A 15,780-nucleotide genomic window follows, 5' to 3' on the forward strand; every position below is an offset into this window, starting at 1 on the left:
CCCGGTGTCGGAGGAGAAGACCGAGAAGCCGACTCCCAAGAAGCGCAAGGAGTCGCGCAAGGAGGGGCAGGTCCCGCGGACCCAGGAGCTGGGTGGGTGGGCGACCCTGCTCATCGTCGGCATGGTGCTGCCCTCGCTGCTCAGCCGCGAGCTCACCGCCCTGATGGAGCTGATGGTCAGCTGCTTCACGCTGCCCCCCGACGCCGACGTCGAGGACGCGATGGCCCTGCTCGGCGAGGGCGCAACGCACATCATGGTGACCCTCGTGCTGCTGGGGTCCGCGGTCATGGTGATCGGGGTCGCCGCCGCCCTCGCGCAGGGTGGGTTCTACCTGGCCACGAAGAGCATGAAGCCCAGCCTCAAGAAGCTCGATCCCATCAAGGGCGCCAAGCGCGTGTTCGGCCCGCAGGCGCTCTGGGAGGGCGCCAAGATGCTGATCAAGAGCGCGGTGGTCGGGCTGGTGGCGTACACCGCGATGCAGGCGCTGATGCCGCTCATCGGTGGCATGGTGCCGATCCCGGCCGTGCTCGAGGCCGTCAACGACGAGGTGCTGTCGCTGGTGCGGAACGTGGCGATCGCAGGGCTCGTGATGGCGGCCGCCGACTACGCCATCGTCCGGCGCCGCATCGGCAAGCAGACCCGGATGAGCCACCACGAGATCAAGCAGGAGCACAAGCAGTCCGAGGGCGACCCGATGCTGAAGGGCGCGATCCGCTCCCGCCAGATGGCGGCCTCGCGCAACCGGATGATGGCCGACGTGCTGACGGCCGACGTGGTCCTGGTCAATCCCACGCACGTCGCCGTGGCCCTGCGCTACGACGTCGAACGCGGTGCCCCCCGGGTGGTCGCCCGCGGGGCGGGCCTGGTCGCGCAGCGGATCCGTGAGAGCGCCGGCGAGCACCGGGTCCCGCTCGTGCGCGACGTCCCGCTGGCACGTGCGCTCTACGGCTCCACCACCGTCGGGCAGGAGATCCCCGCGGAGCTCTACTCCGCCGTGGCGCAGGTGCTCGCCTTCGTGATCACGCGTCGCAACCTCGGCCAGAACGGCGGGGAGCACCGCTCCCCCCGGACCGGCCCGGAGCTGCCCGCGCTGGCAGCGGGACGCCGGGTCCGACGAAACCCCTCAGCCCCGGCCGGCTCCGGCCGATAGGGACCACGACACCAGGACGGTGTCGCGTCGGCGCCACGGAGGGCGCGAGCCCTGGCGACCCTCCGAAAGGCTGACGTTGGACCCGAAGCGCCTCACCCAGCTGGGCGTCCCGGTCGGCATCGTGCTGATCGTCGTGATGCTCGTCGTGCCGCTGCCCGCGATCGTGCTGGACCTGCTCATCGCGCTCAACATCACCGGTGCGCTGCTGATCCTGCTGGTCGCGATGTTCGTGCACCGTCCGCTGGACTTCGCCGCCTTCCCGGCGGTGATCCTGGTGATGACCCTGTTCCGGCTCGCGCTCAACGTCAGCGCCACCCGGTTGGTGCTCCTCGACGGGTACGCCGGCAAGGTGATCGACACCTTCGGCCACTTCGTCGTCGGCGGCTCGCTCATCGTCGGCCTGATCGTCTTCGCCATCCTGCTCGTCATCCAGTTCGTCGTCATCACCAACGGCGCCGGCCGGGTCGCCGAGGTCGGCGCCCGCTTCACCCTCGACGCCATGCCCGGCAAGCAGATGGCGATCGACGCAGACCTCAACTCGGGCCTGATCGACGAGGACGAGGCCCGCCGCCGCCGGGAGGAGGTGCACGGCGAGGCGGACTTCTACGGCGCGATGGACGGTGCCTCGAAGTTCGTCAAGGGCGACGCCATCGCCGCCATCGTCATCACCATCGTGAACCTCATCGGCGGCTTCGCCGTCGGCGTGGCGCAGCGGGGCATGTCCTTCGGCGACGCGATCTCCACCTACAGCCTGCTGACCGTCGGGGACGGGCTGGTGTCCCAGATCCCGGCGCTGCTGCTCTCGGTCGCGACCGGCCTCATCGTCACCCGCTCCACCGGCAAGGCCGACATGGGCACCGACATCCTCCGCCAGATCGGCGGCAACCGGATGCCCCTGCGGATCGCCGGCTTCGCCGCCCTGGCCCTGTGCCTGATCCCCGGCCTGCCCAAGATCCCGTTCATCCTCACCGGCGGCGTGATGCTGCTGGCCTCCACGCGCGTCCCGGACGAGGCTCCCGAGCCCGAGCCGGCCGTCAGCGCCACCGAGATCGCCGCCGCCCCCGACTCGCCCGAGCTGCTGGCCGCCGAGATCCAGGTCGACCCGCTGGGCCTCGAGCTCGCGGCCGACATCATCGACCTCGTCGACGCCGCCAACGGCGGCGACCTCCTCGACCGGGTCAAGGCCCTGCGCCGCAAGGTCGCAGGCGACCTCGGGATCGTGGTGCCGCCGGTGCGCACCCGCGACAACCTGGACCTGCCGAGCCGGACGTACGCGATCAAGCTCTTCGGCATCGAGGTCGCCCGGGGTGAGGCGCCCCCCGGGAGCGTGCTGGCGATCGGCGACTTCCTCGGCAGCCTGCCGGGCGAGCCGACCCAGGAGCCGGTCTTCGGGCTCGAGGCCAAGTGGATCCCGGCCGAGCTGCGGACCCAGGCCGAGCTGAGCGGGGCGACCGTCGTCGACCGGGCCTCCGTCGTCACGACCCACCTGGCCGAGGTCGTCGGCACCCACGCCGCACGGCTCCTCGGCCGCGAGGACGTGAAGCTGCTGACCGACATGGTCAAGCGCAGCCATCCCGTCGTCGTCGAGGAGCTGACGCCGGTCCACCTCAGCCTCGGCGAGGTGCAGCGGGTGCTGCAGTCCCTCCTCGACGAGCAGGTCGCGATCCGCGACCTGGTCCGGATCTACGAGGCGCTCTCGCTCAAGGCGCAGGTCACCAAGGACCTCGACGCCCTCGTGGACGCGGCTCGCGCGGCCCTCGGTCCCGCCATCGTGGCCCCTCACCTCGTGGAGGGGACGGTGCACGTGGTCAGCTTCGAGCCGACCCTGGAGCAGCGGATGCTCGAGTCGCTGCGCCACGGGGAGCAGGGCGGCATGCTCGCGCTCGACGCGGCGGTCGGCCAGAGCCTCCTGGTCGAGCTCAGCGAGCTCACCACCGACGCCGAGAACCGGGACGTACGGCCGGTGCTGGTCTGTGCGCCCCAGCTCCGCTCCGCCGTACGACGTCTGGTCGCTCCCGGCCTGCCGACGCTGTCGGTGCTCTCCTACACCGAGATGGTGGGGGCCCGGCAGGTGCGCTCGGTCGGGGTCGTCAGCGGTGACCGGCTCGCGGTGACGGCATGATCCCGCTGTCGGGGTGGGTGCTGCTGGCCGGCGCCGTGCTCGCCTCGCCGGCGCTGTGGTCGACGCTGGTCGCCGGGACCATGCCGCTCGACGTGGCCCTCACGCGCTACCTCGTGGCGACCGGTGGCTGCTGGGTGGCCCTCTCCCTCGTCGCGGACCTGGTCTGGCCGACCCCGGCCGGTGGCCACGACGACGAGGGCGCGGTCGCGTCGACGACCGAGGCCACGGAACCGGCCGCCGATCACTGACCGCCGAGCGGGACCTGCCACTCCAGCCGGGTGCCACGGGGCACGGCCGCACGCACGTCCAGGCTCCCCCCCAGGTCCTCGGCACGGCGCCGCAGGTTGCGGAGCCCGCTCTCGTACACCTCGGCGTCCAGCCCACGGCCGTCGTCGGTGACCACGAGGGTGAAGCGCTCCTCGGCCACGGTCACCTCCACGTGGCAGCTGCTCGCGCCTGCATGGCGGGCACAGTTGGCCAGCGCTTCGCGCAGGACCGTCGGCGCGTGGTCCGCGACGGGCTGGCCGACCAAGGAGTCCACCGGCCCCCAGGTGTGGATCGAGGGCCGGAAGCCCAGCGCGGGGGCGTACTCCTGCGCGAGCGCCGCGATGCTCTCCCGCAGGCTGGCCTCGCGGCCGTGCTGCAGCTCGAAGATGGTGGCGCGGATGTCGCGGATCGTCTGCTCGAGGTCGCGGACCGTCTCGTCGATCCGGTGCTGGGTGACCGGGGGGTTTGGGGCCCGGGAGGACGCGCGCAACGCCATCCCCGTCGCGAACAGTCGCTGGATCACCTGGTCGTGCAGCTCCTGGGCGATCCGGTCCCGGTCGGCGGCGACGACCTCGTGCTGGCGCGCCTGCAGGAGCACCGCGCGGTCGAGGGCGAGCGAGCCCTGGGTCGCGAACGAGGTGAGCAGGTCACGGTCCTCCGCCGGCAGCCGACCGCGTCCGCGGTCGACGCGGACCAGCAGCACCCCCGCGACGGTGAGCACGCTGGAGAGCGGCAGGCCGACCACGGTCCCCCGGACGCCGTACGTCGCCTCGAAGGGCTCGCCGGTCTCGCGCGCCCGGCGGACCTGCGGCCCCACCTCGTCGAGCAGGTCGCGCAGCGTCGTGGGCTCGTCCCAGCCGACGGCCGGGACGTCGAAGCCGTGATCGCCGGCGCCGATGACCGCGGCCGAGGAGCCGCGGACGATCCGACGGGCGCCCGCCACGATCCTGGTGAGCAGCTCGACGAGGTGCACCGGTGGGTGGAAGGCCTCCGCCAGCTCGGCGGTCGCCTCGACCCACTCGCGGCGCCGCTCGCTGAGGGCGTACGCGCGGGCGTTGCGCACCGCCACCCCCGCCACGCGCGCCAGGGCGCGGACGGCGACCTCGTCCTCGTCGGTGAACGCGTGGTCGCCCCCGGAGAGCACGAGCCGGGCGAAGAGCGTCTCCCCGTCGCGGATGGAGGCCACGAGGGCGCCGGCCGCCCGGGCCTCGCGCGGCTCCGCGGCCGCGAGGTCGCGCGCCTCCTGCCCGGTGAGGCCGTCCAGGAGGACCTCGTCGACCTCACCGTGCTCGTCGAGCACCACGAGGGCGCCGCCCCGGGTCCCGGACCGGGACCTGGCCGAGGTCAGGGAGCGGCGCAGGACCGTGTCGAGGTCGAGGTCCGCGGCGGGCGCCAGCAGGACCTCGAGAGGGAGGTCGACCAGCTGCTCTGCGCCCGGGATACGCACGGGGGGAGCCTACCGAGGCCGCCGCGGAGCGGACGAAATGGGACGACCCGCAGGTGCGGCGCCGAAGCGCCCCTCCGGACGGACGTGGTCCGGATCACCTGCGGGCCGGGTGACTGCCATGGATTCGTCAGCAGCCGGTGCCGGGTGACTCCACCCGACGGGACTACTGGCTGCTAGCGGGCAGCCACCTCACGCGTCCTTGAAGAATTCATTCTCCGGACCACCTCCTTTCCCGTGTGCGCCCACGCTACGACCCGACCCGAGCGCCTTCAAGGCAATTCCCACCGGGTGGTCACGCCGGCGTCCCGACCGGGTCCTCCTCGGTCATCGGCCGGGTGAACTGTGCCCGGTGCAGCCGCGCGTAGGCGCCGTCGCGCGCCAGCAGCTGCTCGTGGGTGCCCTGCTCGACGATCGCGCCGTCCTCCATCACCAGGATCAGGTCGGCGTCCCGGATGGTGGAGAGCCGGTGCGCGATGACGAACGAGGTCCGGTCGGCCCGCAACGCGGCCATCGCGCGCTGGACCAGCACCTCGGTCCGGGTGTCGACCGAGGAGGTGGCCTCGTCGAGGATCAGCAGCGCCGGACCGGTGAGGAAGGCACGGGCGATGGTGACCAGCTGCCGCTCGCCGGCCGAGAGGTTCGAGCCGTCCTCGTCGATCACGGTGTCGTAGCCGTCGGGCAGCGAGTGCACGAACCTGTCGACGTACGTCGCCCGGGCCGCCTCGAGCACCTCCTCCTCGCTCGCGTCGGGCCGGCCGTAGCCGATGTTGTCGCGGATCGTGCCCTCGAACAGCCACGCGTCCTGCAGCACCATCCCGGTCTGGGCGCGCAGCACCGGCCGGGGGAGCTCGGCGACGTCGATGCCGTCCAGGGTGATGCGGCCGGCGTCGAGCTCGTAGAAGCGCATCACCAGGTTGACCAGGGTGGTCTTGCCGGCCCCGGTCGGGCCGACGATGGCGACCGTGTGGCCGGGCGCGGCCACCAGCGAAAGGTCCTGGATCAGCGGCCGCTCGGGGTCGTAGGAGAACGCGACGTGCTCGAAGCGGACCTCCCCCCGGGCCCGGTCCCCGGTCCGCTGCCCGGCCGTGGTGTCGGGGCGGTCGGGCTCCTCCTCCTCGGCGTCGAGCAGCTCGAAGACCCGCTCGGCGGACGCGACCCCGGACTGCAGCAGGTTCGTCATCGAGGCCACCTGCGTGAGCGGCTGGGTGAACTGGCGCGTGTACTGGATGAACGCCTGCACCTCCCCCAGCGAGATCGACCCGCTGGCGACGCGGAGGCCGCCGAGGACGGCGATCACGACGTAGTTGAGGTTCCCGATGAACATCATGATCGGCATGATCAGGCCGCTGACGAACTGGGCGCCGAACGAGGCCCGGTAGAGCTCCTCGTTCTGCTCGGCGAAGACCCGCTCCACCTCGGACCGGCGGCCGTACACCTTGACCAGCGCGTGGCCGGAGAAGGTCTCCTCGACGTGGCCGTTGAGGGAGCCCGTACGACGCCACTGCTGCACGAACAGTCCCTGCGACCGCTTCATCACCTGCGCGGTCACGACCATCGTGATCGGCACCGAGACCAGCGCCACCAGCGCGAGCAGCGGGGAGATCCAGAACATCATCGACAGCACCGCGAGCACCGTCAGCAGGGAGGTCAGCAGCTGGCTCATCGTCTGCTGCAGGGTCTGGCTGACGTTGTCGATGTCGTTGGTGACCCGGCTCAGGAGCTCACCGCGCGGCTGCTTGTCGAAGTAGCCCAGCGGCAGCGCGTGGACCTTGTCCTCGACGTCGGCGCGCATCCGCCGGACGGTGCCCTGCACGACGTCGTTGAGGAGGTAGCCCGCCAGCCAGGCGAGCAGGGAGCCGACGACGTAGATCACCAGCACCAGCACCAGCACCCGGGCGACCGCGTCGAAGTCGACGCCCTGGCCGGGGACCACGTCCATGGCCGAGACCATCGAGGCGACCTGGTCCTCGCCCTGGCGTCGCAGCCCGTCCACAGCCTCGGCCTTGGTGAGCCCGGCGGGGAGCCCACCACCGATGAGCCCGGCGAAGATCAGGTCGGTCGCGTGGCCGAGCACCCGCGGCCCGACCGACATCGCGGCCACGCTGAGCACGGTGAGGGCCAGCACGGCGTACGCCTTGTGCCGCTCGGGACGCATCCTGCGCAGCAGCCGCTTGGCGGAGGGCATGAAGTGGCTGGCCTTCTGGCCGATCATGCCGCCGCCCATCGGGCCGCGGCCAGGGCCGCCCGGGCCGCCCTGGACCCGCTCGGTCTCCTTGAGCTGGCTCATCTCGGGGTCCCCTCGGGATCGTGGGCGGGAGGGGCGAAGCGGGAGGAGCCCGCGATGTCGCGGGGTGAAGTCATGCTGCCTCCTCCCCGGTGAGCTGGGAGGCGACGATCTCCCGGTAGGTCTCGCACGTGTCGAGCAGCTCGTCGTGGGAGCCGCGCCCGACCACCCGACCGTCCTCGAGGACCAGGATCAGGTCGGCGTCACGGATGGTGGAGACCCGCTGGGCGACCACGACGACCGTGGCGTCGCGGGTGACCGGTCGCAGGGCCGCCCGGAGCCGGGCGTCCGTCGCGAGGTCCAGCGCGGAGAAGCTGTCGTCGAAGAGGTAGATCTCCGGGCGTCGTACAACGGCCCGCGCGATCGCCAACCGCTGCCGCTGCCCGCCGGAGAGGTTGGTCCCGCCCTGGGAGACGTCGTGGTCGAGCCCGTCGGGGAGCCGCTCGACGAAGTCGCGGGCCTGCGCGATCTCCAGCGCGTCCCAGACCTCCTCGTCGGTCGCGTCGGGCTTCCCGTAGCGGACGTTCTCGGCGACGGTGCCGGTGAAGAGGAACGCTTTCTGGGGCACCAGCCCCAGCCGCGACCACAGCGTCTCCGGGTCGAGGTCGCGCACGTCGTGACCGTCCACGACGACGCTGCCGGAGGTGGCGTCGAAGAGCCGCGGCACCAGGTTGACCAGGGTGGACTTGCCGGCACCGGTGGACCCGATGACCGCGACCGTCTGCCCGGCCCGGGCCTCGAAGGAGACGTCCTGGAGGACCGGTCGGTCGGCGCCGGGGTAGGCGAAGGTGACGTCGTCGAGGACCAGGCTCCCCCGCTCGGCCAGGGTCGTGACCGGCTGCTCGGGCGGCCGGACCGAGGTCTCGGTGTCGAGAACCTCGCTGATCCGGTCGGCGCAGACCGCCGAGCGCGGGATCATCATCATCATGAAGGTCGCCATCATCACCGACATCACGATCTGCATCAGGTAGGCGAGGTACGCGGTCAGCGCGCCCACCTGCATCTCGCCGCTCTCGACCCGGTGGCCGCCGAACCACAGCACCGCCACCGACGCGACGTTGGCCACCAGCATCACCGTGGGGAACATCGCCGCCAGCCACCTGCCGGCGCGCACCGAGACCTCGGTGAGCTCCTCGTTGGCGCCCCGGAAGCGCTTCGTCTCCTGCTGCTCCGTGACGAAGGCGCGGACCACCCGGACGCCCGTGATCTGCTCACGCAGCAGCCGGTTGACCTCGTCGATCCGCTCCTGCATGAGCCGGAAGCTCGGCACCATCCGGCTCACGATGAAGCCGATCGAGATCGCCAGCGCCGGGACGATCGCGGCCACCAGCCACGAGAGCCCCGCGTCGACCTGGACCGCCATCACGATGCCGCCCACCATCATGATCGGCGCCGAGACCATGAGCGTCCCGCCCAGGAGCACCAGCATCTGCACCTGCTGGACGTCGTTGGTCTCGCGGGTGATCAGCGACGGCGCGCCGAACTGCTGCACCTCCCGGGTCGAGAACGACCCGACCCGCGCGAAGAGGGCGCCCCGGACGTCGCGACCGAAACCCATCGCGTTGCGGGCCGAGAACCACACCGCGCCGATCGAGCAGGCGACCTGGACGAGGGTGACGGCGAGCATGATCGCGCCGTGGCGGACGATGAAGCCGGTGTCGCCGGTGACGATGCCCTCGTCGATGATCTCGGCGTTGAGGCTGGGCAGGTAGAGCATCGCGACGGTGCCGACGAACTGGAGCGCGACGACGGCGAGCAGCGCGGCCCGGTAGGGCCGGAGGTAGGTGCGGACGAGTCGGAGCAGCATCAGTCCTCCCTCTCCCGGGTGGGGTCGAGCAGGCCGTCGAGGAGCACGTCGACGATCTCGCGTGGGCTCAGGGTCCTGCCGTCGGCGATCCCGGGGTGGGAGCCGGCGAAGGTCAGCAGCCGGATGACGTGGAGCGCGCGCTCCGGCTCGATGCGCAGCCGGGCTGCGTCGGCGCCGAGGACGTCGCGCACCAGCGGCTCGAGCCGCGCGTCCCAGCGCTTGCGGAACTCACGGCGGTGCTCCTTGTCCGGCGAGACCATGCCGAGCCGGTCCATCAGCAGGAACACCCGGGAGAACCGCTGCTGCATGGCGGTCACGAGCGCCTCCAGGCGCTCTCGCAGCGGGGCGTCGAGGTCGATCGCGCGCAGGTCCGCCTCGTAGCGCTCGGGCTCGAGGGCGGCGCGGACGGCGGCCTCGACGAGCTCGTCCTTGCTGGCGAACGCCCGGAAGATGGTCCCCTCGGCCACGCCCGCGGCCCCGGCGATCTGCCGGGTCGTGACGGCGCGACCGTGCTCGAACAGCAGCGGCACCGTGGCCTCCACGAGGGAGGCGCGGCGCTGGTCGGGAGTGAGCGGGGTGGCGCGGGGCACCGGTCCACCCTAAGTGAGTGAGCGCTCACTCACAAGCGGGTTCCGCGCCTCAGGGAGCGAGCCGCTCCACCTGCCACTCCTCGCCGACGCGCTGGTAGACCAGGCGGTCGTGCATCCGCCCGGGCCGCCCCTGCCAGAACTCCACGGCCGTCGGGACGACGAGGTAGCCGCCCCAGGTGTCGGGCACCGGCACCTCGCGTCCCTCGAAACGGGCCGCCACGTCGTCGTACGCCGCCTGGAGCTCGGCGCGGTCGGCGACCGGTCGTGACTGCTGCGAGGCGTGGGCGCCGAGCTGGGAACCGCGGGGGCGGGAGGCGAAGTAGCGATCCACCTCCTCGCGCGGCAGCTCGCGGGCCACGCCGTCGACCCGGACCTGCCGCTCGAGCGGGTGCCACGGGAAGAGCAGCGCGCAGTGCTCGTTGACCGCCAGCTCCGTGCCCTTGCGGGAGCCGAGGTTGGTGAAGAAGACGAAGCCCGCCGGCGAGACGCCCTTGAGCAGCACCATCCGCGAGGACGGCCGACCGTCGGACGCCACGGTCGAGACGACCATGGCGTTGGGCTCGTGGAGACCCGCACCCTGCGCCTCCGCGAACCACCGGTCGAACATCGCCCACGGGTCCGGGGCCAGGTCGGACTCGCGCAGGCCCCGGTCGGCGTACTCGCGCCGCAACCCGGCGATGTCCCCGCTCATGGCGTCGATGCTAGGGCGTGTCTCCCAGCTCCGTGGCCTGCTGCGCGCCGGCCGAGAGCTGAGAGACACACCCGAGGCGGAGGGTGCAGAATGCGGTCGGCGCCCCAGCCGACACACGCGACGAAGGAGTCCCATGAGCGACCGCCCCGAGGTGCACCACGGTCTGGAGGGCGTGGTCGCCTTCGAGTCCGAGATCGCGGAGCCCGACAAGGAGGGGTCGGCGCTGCGCTACCGGGGTGTCGACATCGAGGAGCTCGCCGGGCGGGTGCCCTTCGAGAACGTGTGGGGCCTGCTCGTCGACGGCTCCTACTCCCCCGGCCTGCCGCCGGCGGAGCCGTACAACATCGCGATCCACACCGGCGACGTCCGCGCCGACGTCCAGGCGAGCGTCGCGATGCTGGCGCCGATGCTGGGCATGGGGCAGACCTACGACATCTCCGACGAGCAGGCGCGGCTCGACCTGTCCCGGGTCGCGGTGATGGTGCTGTCGTACGCCGCGCAGTCCGCGCGCGGACTCGGACTGCCGGTCGTGCCGCAGAGCGAGGTCGACCGCGGCCGGACGCTGGCGGAGCGCTTCCTCATCCGGTGGCGGGGCGAGGCCGATCCCGCCCACGTCCGGGCGATCGACGCCTACTGGTCCTCGGCCGCCGAGCACGGCATGAACGCCTCGACCTTCACGGCCCGCGTCATCACCTCCACCGGCGCCGACGTCGCCGCCGCCTTCTCGGGCGCGATCGGCGCCATGAGCGGCCCGCTCCACGGCGGAGCACCCTCGCGCGTGCTCGGGATGATCGAGGAGGTCGAGCGGCGCGGCGACGCGCGCGCCTACGTCAAGGAGCTGCTCGACGACAGGCAACGGCTGATGGGCTTCGGCCACCGCGTCTACCGCGCGGAGGACCCGCGGGCGCGGGTGCTGCGTCGTACGGCGCGCGAGCTCGACGCCCCTCGCTACGAGGTCGCCGTGCAGCTCGAGCAGGCGGCGCTCGCCGAGCTGCGCGAACGTCGGCCCGACCGCGTGCTCGAGACGAACGTCGAGTTCTGGGCGGCGATCGTGCTCGACTTCGCCGACGTGCCGGCGCCGATGTTCACCTCGATGTTCACCTGCGCCCGGACCGGCGGCTGGTCGGCCCACATCCTGGAGCAGAAGCGGACCGGGCGGCTGATCCGCCCCTCCGCCGTCTACACCGGCCCCCCGGAGCGCCGGGCCGCCGACGTGGCGGGCTGGCAGCAGGGGTGGGCGAGCTGACCGGTGACCGCCGCCCCACCCTGCGTACCGAGCGGATCCGGCTCGAGCCGCTGACGAGCCGGCACGCCGAGCTGCTGGTCGAGCTCGACTCCGACCCGGAGGTGCTGCGCCACATCTTCGGCCGCGCCCTGCCCCGCGACGAGGTCCTGACCGAGCACCTGCCGCGCCGGCTGCGTCCCGACGGACCGCCGCGCGGGATCGGCTGCTGGGCGGGCTTCGGCACGGACGACGGGAGGTTCCTGGGGTGGTGGACGCTGGCGGTCGACGACGAGGACCCGACGACCGCCGAGCTGGGCTACCGGCTGCGTCGCGACGCGTGGGGGCACGGCCTGGCGACGGAGGGCTCGCGTGCCCTGCTCGACCACGCCTTCGGGACGCTCCGGCTGCCGTACGTGTGGGCGACGACGATGGCCGTGAACGCCGGGTCCCGCGGCGTGATGCGCAAGCTGGGCATGACGCACGTCCGCACCGAGGTCCAGGAGTGGGACGACCCGCTCCCCGGTGCGGAGCTCGGCGAGGTGCGCTACGAGATCTCCCGCGAGGACTGGGCCCTGCCCGGATCCGGGATCAGCCCAGGGCCGGAGGGTCGTACGTCGGCTCGTAGATCGTGATCGTCCCGGCCCCGGGCACCCGCACGCCGACCGTGAGGCCCCACCCCTGGTCCACGACGTCGCCGTCGAGCTCCGCCCCGCGCTCGCGCAGCTCGGCCATCGTCGCCGCCAGGTCGTCGCACATGAACGAGACGTCGAATGCCTGGTCCGTCCCCTGGGCACCGCCGCCGACGCCTTCCCACGAGGACGGGTGGACGCCCATCTCGCTCGGACCGGTGCGGAAGATCAGCCACCCGCCCCCGGTGTCGACCCCCGGCAGTCGGAGCACGTCGCGGAAGAAGGCGCGAGCGGCCTCGGGGTCCTCGGCGTAGACGAGCGTGTGCATCGCGGTGATCATGGCCGCCACGGTAGTGCGGGTGCCGGGTGCTTGACTGCGGCCATGACCTCACCGACGGAGCTGTGGGACGACGAGGCCCGGACCTACGACGAGGCCGCCGACCACGGACTGGCCGACCCGGCCTGCCGCGCCGCATGGCGGGACCTGCTGCTGGGCGTGCTGCCGAGCCCGCCCGCACGGGTCGCCGACCTCGGCTGCGGGACCGGGACCCTGTCCCTGCTGCTGGCCGAGGAGGGCTTCGAGGTCACCGGCGTCGACTTCTCGCCCGAGATGCTGCAGCGGGCCCGCACCAAGGCCGGCCACGTGGTGAGGTTCCACGAGGGTGACGCCGCAGCGCCACCGCTCGAGGAGGCGGCCCACGACGTGGTCCTCTGCCGGCACGTGCTGTGGGCCCTGCCCTCCCCCTCCGAGGTGCTCGAGCGCTGGCTGCGGCTGCTCGCGCCGGGCGGCCGGCTGGTGCTCGTCGAGGGCGACTGGTCGACGGGGGCCGGGCTGAGCGCGGAGGCGACCCTCGCGCTGGTCAGGGGGACGGGCCGCGAGGCCACGCTGCGACGGCTGCCCGAGCCGGTCTTCTGGGGACGTGAGATCACCGACTCGCGCTACCTGGTCGTCAGCGCCTCTTGAACCTGTGACCATATGGTCACATAATGGCAGGCATGGACTCCCAGGACGCCGTCTTCCGGGCCCTGGCCGACCCCACCCGTCGCGAGGTGCTCGACCTGCTCTTCGCCCGTGACGGGCAGACCGTCGGCGAGGTCTGCGCAGCGTTCGACGACCGGATGAGTCGCTTCGGGGTGATGAAGCACCTCGCCGTCCTGACCGAGGCCGACCTCGTCGTCCCGGTGAAGGACGGGCGCACCAAGCGGCTGCACCTCAACCCGGTCCCCATCGAGCAGGTGGCGAACCGCTGGATCAGCAAGTACGCCGCCCGCTTCACCGCCGCCCTCGTCGGGCTCCAGCAGCAGGTGGAGTCCGACGACACCGCCGAAGGATCCGCCTCATGACCATCACCGCGCACGTCTACCAGATCCACATCAACGCCGACGCAGACCAGGTGTGGGCGGCGATCACGCAGTCGGAGTGGAAGCGGCGCTACTTCCACGGCACGTCGTACGCCGAGGGGCCGGTCCCCGGTGCGCGCTACCGCACCGTCAAGGCCGACGGAGGCGACGCGGTCGACGGGATGATCGAGGAGATGACCCCGCCGGGGCCGGGCACGCCCGGCCGCTTCGTGCAGACGTGGCACGTGCTCTACGACGCCGACCTCGCGGCCGAACCGCCGAGCCGGGTCGAGTGGACCGTCGAGCAGGTCGGTGACCGGCTCACCCGGGTGCGGCTGCGCCACGGCGACCTCGCCTCCAGCCCGCTCACCTGGGCATCCGTCAAGGACGGCTGGGTGTGGGTCCTCGACGCGCTCAAGACGGTGCTCGAGACCGGCCGCACGCTGCCGTCGATCACGGTCGACGGCGACGACTCCCCCGTGTCCGCCGAGGGCGACTGGCACCGACGCCAGGGCGTCGAGGCGACCAACGCCGCCTTCGAGCTGCTGCCGGCGCAGCGCGACGCCGAGGCCGACGAGCGGCTGCTGCGGCTGGCGTACGCCGCGGCGTACCACTGGGAGCGGGCGGCCGGCCGAGCCCCGGTCAACGACGTCCGGGCCGACTACCTCGTCTCACGCGCCCTGACCGCCACCGGGCAGCCCGACCGGGGGCTCCGGGTCGCCGACCGCGTGCTCGGGTCCTGCCGGGAGCTCGGCATCGACGACTTCGACCTCGCCTACGCCCACGAGGCCCGTGCCCGGGCGCTGCACGCGCTGGGCCGGGCCGAGGAGGCCGCGCGCGCCTGGCGGGACGCGCGGTCGGTCGAGGTCGCCGACCCCGAGGACCGCGCGCTGGTCGAGGCCGACCTCGCGACCCTCGGCTGAGGTCAGTCCGGGACGCGGCCGTCGTACCAGCTGGTGGTGCCCCGGCCACCGGGCCGGCTCAGCGAGATGTGCATGTGGTCGCGGTGGCGCAGGGTCTTGGAGCACGACCGCTTCCGTCGGCACGAGCTGCTCAGGTAGTCGCGCTCGGCGAACTCACGGTCGTCGTAGGACCGGTAGATGTGGTCGTTCCAGATGATGTACATGATGCCCATCCGGCGGGCGAGCGCATGGTCGTTGCCGTGGCGGTCCGTCGCGCGGATCCGGGTCAGGAACGCCCGGGCCAGCCGTCGGTGCTTGGCCTTGGTCGCGTCGAGGGTCCAGTCGAAGGCGCGGCCCTCCTTGTGCTCGGAGGCGCCGCCGGAGCGGCAGGGCCGCGAGGTCGGTCCGTAGCCGCCACCGCGGGTGTTGACCAGCCAGCGGCCGAGCGCCTTGGTGCCCGGCTTGGCCTGCGGGGCGCAGCGGGTCTGCGGCTGGTAGTCGGCGTACGGCTCGATGCGGGCGTGGGCGGGTGCGGCGACGAGCAGCAGGGCCGCGATCGTCGTGACGACGAGAGCGAGTCCGAGGGGTCGGGGGGTCATGGAAGGCCTTTCCGGGGGGTGCCAGGCTCCGACGAGGGTAGGCGGGATCACGGCCGCTGTCAGCGGTCGAGCTGGTCCAGACCCCCGTGTCCGGTCCCCCGGCGCCGGGCGTACCGTCGATCATCCGGCGGATCGGGACGCCCCGACCGTGGAGCGAAAGCATGGCCAGGATCCGCCCGTCCGTCCTCTCGGTCATCGCCCTCGTGCTCGTGGCGCCGCTGCTGTCGGCGCCTCCGGCGCAGGCGGCCGGCACCACCTACATCAGCTTCGAGGACCGGCCGCTCAGGTGCAGCTTCGACGACACCCAGCCGCTGCGCGGGCACTACGCAGCCGCGAAGTTCCGCGGCCCCACCGCGACCGGCGGTGGCGCCGTCCTGGACACCTGCGGCGGCTTCGGCGTCGCACCCCGCACCGGATCGAGGTTCCTCGCCTTCAACACCGGCGGCCAGCTCGCCAACGGCGGGGTACCCCGCGGGCCTGAGAGGATCTCGCTGACCACCCGCCAGAAGCGGGTGACGATCTGGGTGTCCCAGACCGGCACGAGCGTGGGGGACGCGACCTTCAGGCTCGTCGCGCGCCGTCGCGGGACCGTGGTCGCGAGGGCGACGAGGACGACGGACACCGCGGCCTGGGTCAGGCTCACCGTGCGCGTGCGCCGTGGCATCGACGCGGTCACGCTCAGCGCGCCCGGCGAGCCGGACGGGTGTGGCTCGCGGACGACCTGAC

At 72.6% G+C, this 15,780-nt stretch carries 16 protein-coding genes; 9 read left to right on the forward strand and 7 right to left on the reverse strand.

Going from position 1 to position 15,780, the window contains the following annotated elements; all coding sequences use genetic code 11:
* The first annotated feature begins 4 nt into the window (after window positions 1–4).
* The 3 genes from EXE57_RS08880 to EXE57_RS08890 all read left to right on the forward strand — a co-directional run bounded on the left by EXE57_RS08880 (window position 5) and on the right by EXE57_RS08890 (window position 3,520).
* Complete coding sequence (locus tag EXE57_RS08880) at window positions 5–1,150, forward strand: EscU/YscU/HrcU family type III secretion system export apparatus switch protein (RefSeq protein WP_135076551.1); 1,146 nt, start codon at window positions 5–7, stop codon at window positions 1,148–1,150.
* 76 nt (window positions 1,151–1,226) lie between these two features.
* Window positions 1,227–3,272 carry a flagellar biosynthesis protein FlhA gene (flhA, locus tag EXE57_RS08885; RefSeq protein WP_135076554.1) on the forward strand — a complete coding sequence of 682 codons (2,046 nt, stop codon included), beginning with the start codon at window positions 1,227–1,229 and terminating at the stop codon, window positions 3,270–3,272.
* Window positions 3,269–3,520: a hypothetical protein gene (locus tag EXE57_RS08890; protein WP_135076557.1), complete on the forward strand. Its 252-nt coding sequence runs from the start codon at window positions 3,269–3,271 to the stop codon at window positions 3,518–3,520. Before flhA ends, EXE57_RS08890 begins: the two co-directional genes overlap by 4 nt.
* Here EXE57_RS08890 and EXE57_RS08895 read toward each other — a convergent pair.
* The 5 genes from EXE57_RS08895 to pdxH all read right to left on the reverse strand — a co-directional run bounded on the left by EXE57_RS08895 (window position 3,514) and on the right by pdxH (window position 10,358).
* On the reverse strand, window positions 3,514–4,986 hold the full coding sequence (locus EXE57_RS08895) for a sensor histidine kinase (RefSeq protein ID WP_135076560.1): 1,473 nt from the start codon (window positions 4,984–4,986) through the stop codon (window positions 3,514–3,516). The two genes, EXE57_RS08890 and EXE57_RS08895, sit on opposite strands and share 7 nt — an antisense overlap.
* A gap of 292 nt (window positions 4,987–5,278) precedes the next feature.
* Window positions 5,279–7,273 (reverse strand): ABC transporter ATP-binding protein, encoded by a 1,995-nt coding sequence (locus tag EXE57_RS08900; protein WP_135076563.1) that lies wholly within the window; start codon window positions 7,271–7,273, stop codon window positions 5,279–5,281.
* A gap of 70 nt (window positions 7,274–7,343) precedes the next feature.
* Window positions 7,344–9,077 (reverse strand): ABC transporter ATP-binding protein, encoded by a 1,734-nt coding sequence (locus EXE57_RS08905; protein WP_135076566.1) that lies wholly within the window; start codon window positions 9,075–9,077, stop codon window positions 7,344–7,346.
* Window positions 9,077–9,667, reverse strand: coding sequence for a TetR/AcrR family transcriptional regulator (locus EXE57_RS08910; protein ID WP_135076569.1), 591 nt, complete (start codon window positions 9,665–9,667; stop codon window positions 9,077–9,079). Before EXE57_RS08910 ends, EXE57_RS08905 begins: the two co-directional genes overlap by 1 nt.
* A 49-nt stretch (window positions 9,668–9,716) precedes the next feature.
* The gene (gene pdxH / locus EXE57_RS08915) at window positions 9,717–10,358 is read right to left on the reverse strand and encodes a pyridoxamine 5'-phosphate oxidase (protein WP_208543021.1); all 642 of its coding nucleotides are present in this window, start codon (window positions 10,356–10,358) and stop codon (window positions 9,717–9,719) included.
* 133 nt (window positions 10,359–10,491) lie between these two features.
* Between pdxH and EXE57_RS08920 the strand changes: the two genes are divergently transcribed.
* Window positions 10,492–11,604 (forward strand): citrate synthase 2, encoded by a 1,113-nt coding sequence (locus tag EXE57_RS08920; protein WP_135076575.1) that lies wholly within the window; start codon window positions 10,492–10,494, stop codon window positions 11,602–11,604.
* A complete protein-coding gene (locus tag EXE57_RS08925; RefSeq protein ID WP_244247051.1) occupies window positions 11,592–12,215 on the forward strand; it encodes a GNAT family N-acetyltransferase in 624 nt (207 codons plus the stop codon). Before EXE57_RS08920 ends, EXE57_RS08925 begins: the two co-directional genes overlap by 13 nt.
* On the opposite strand, the gene EXE57_RS08930 is transcribed toward EXE57_RS08925, so the two are convergent.
* Entirely contained in the window at window positions 12,172–12,552 is a 381-nt protein-coding gene (locus EXE57_RS08930; RefSeq protein WP_135076578.1) for a VOC family protein, read from the reverse strand. The two genes, EXE57_RS08925 and EXE57_RS08930, sit on opposite strands and share 44 nt — an antisense overlap.
* A 42-nt stretch (window positions 12,553–12,594) precedes the next feature.
* Between EXE57_RS08930 and EXE57_RS08935 the strand changes: the two genes are divergently transcribed.
* From EXE57_RS08935 to EXE57_RS08945, 3 genes are read left to right on the forward strand one after another with little or no spacing between them, the layout of a single operon-like run.
* The gene (locus tag EXE57_RS08935; protein ID WP_135076581.1) at window positions 12,595–13,176 is read left to right on the forward strand and encodes a class I SAM-dependent methyltransferase; all 582 of its coding nucleotides are present in this window, start codon (window positions 12,595–12,597) and stop codon (window positions 13,174–13,176) included.
* Window positions 13,177–13,208: 32 nt separating this feature from the next.
* Window positions 13,209–13,556 carry an ArsR/SmtB family transcription factor gene (locus EXE57_RS08940; RefSeq protein WP_135076584.1) on the forward strand — a complete coding sequence of 116 codons (348 nt, stop codon included), beginning with the start codon at window positions 13,209–13,211 and terminating at the stop codon, window positions 13,554–13,556.
* Window positions 13,553–14,476, forward strand: a complete 924-nt coding sequence (locus EXE57_RS08945; RefSeq protein ID WP_135076587.1) for an SRPBCC domain-containing protein — start codon at window positions 13,553–13,555, stop codon at window positions 14,474–14,476. The genes EXE57_RS08940 and EXE57_RS08945 overlap by 4 nt, the downstream gene beginning before the upstream one ends.
* A 2-nt stretch (window positions 14,477–14,478) precedes the next feature.
* Here the strand turns inward: EXE57_RS08945 and EXE57_RS08950 are convergent, their stop codons facing one another.
* The gene (locus tag EXE57_RS08950; protein ID WP_135076590.1) at window positions 14,479–15,054 is read right to left on the reverse strand and encodes a VldE C-terminal domain-containing protein; all 576 of its coding nucleotides are present in this window, start codon (window positions 15,052–15,054) and stop codon (window positions 14,479–14,481) included.
* 161 nt (window positions 15,055–15,215) lie between these two features.
* Here EXE57_RS08950 and EXE57_RS08955 point away from each other — a divergent pair, with 161 nt between their 5' ends.
* Entirely contained in the window at window positions 15,216–15,779 is a 564-nt protein-coding gene (locus EXE57_RS08955; RefSeq protein ID WP_135076593.1) for a hypothetical protein, read from the forward strand.
* The last annotated feature ends 1 nt before the right edge of the window (window position 15,780 follow it).

It is taken from the genome of Nocardioides euryhalodurans, from assembly GCF_004564375.1.
Lineage (GTDB): Bacteria > Actinomycetota > Actinomycetes > Propionibacteriales > Nocardioidaceae > Nocardioides > Nocardioides euryhalodurans.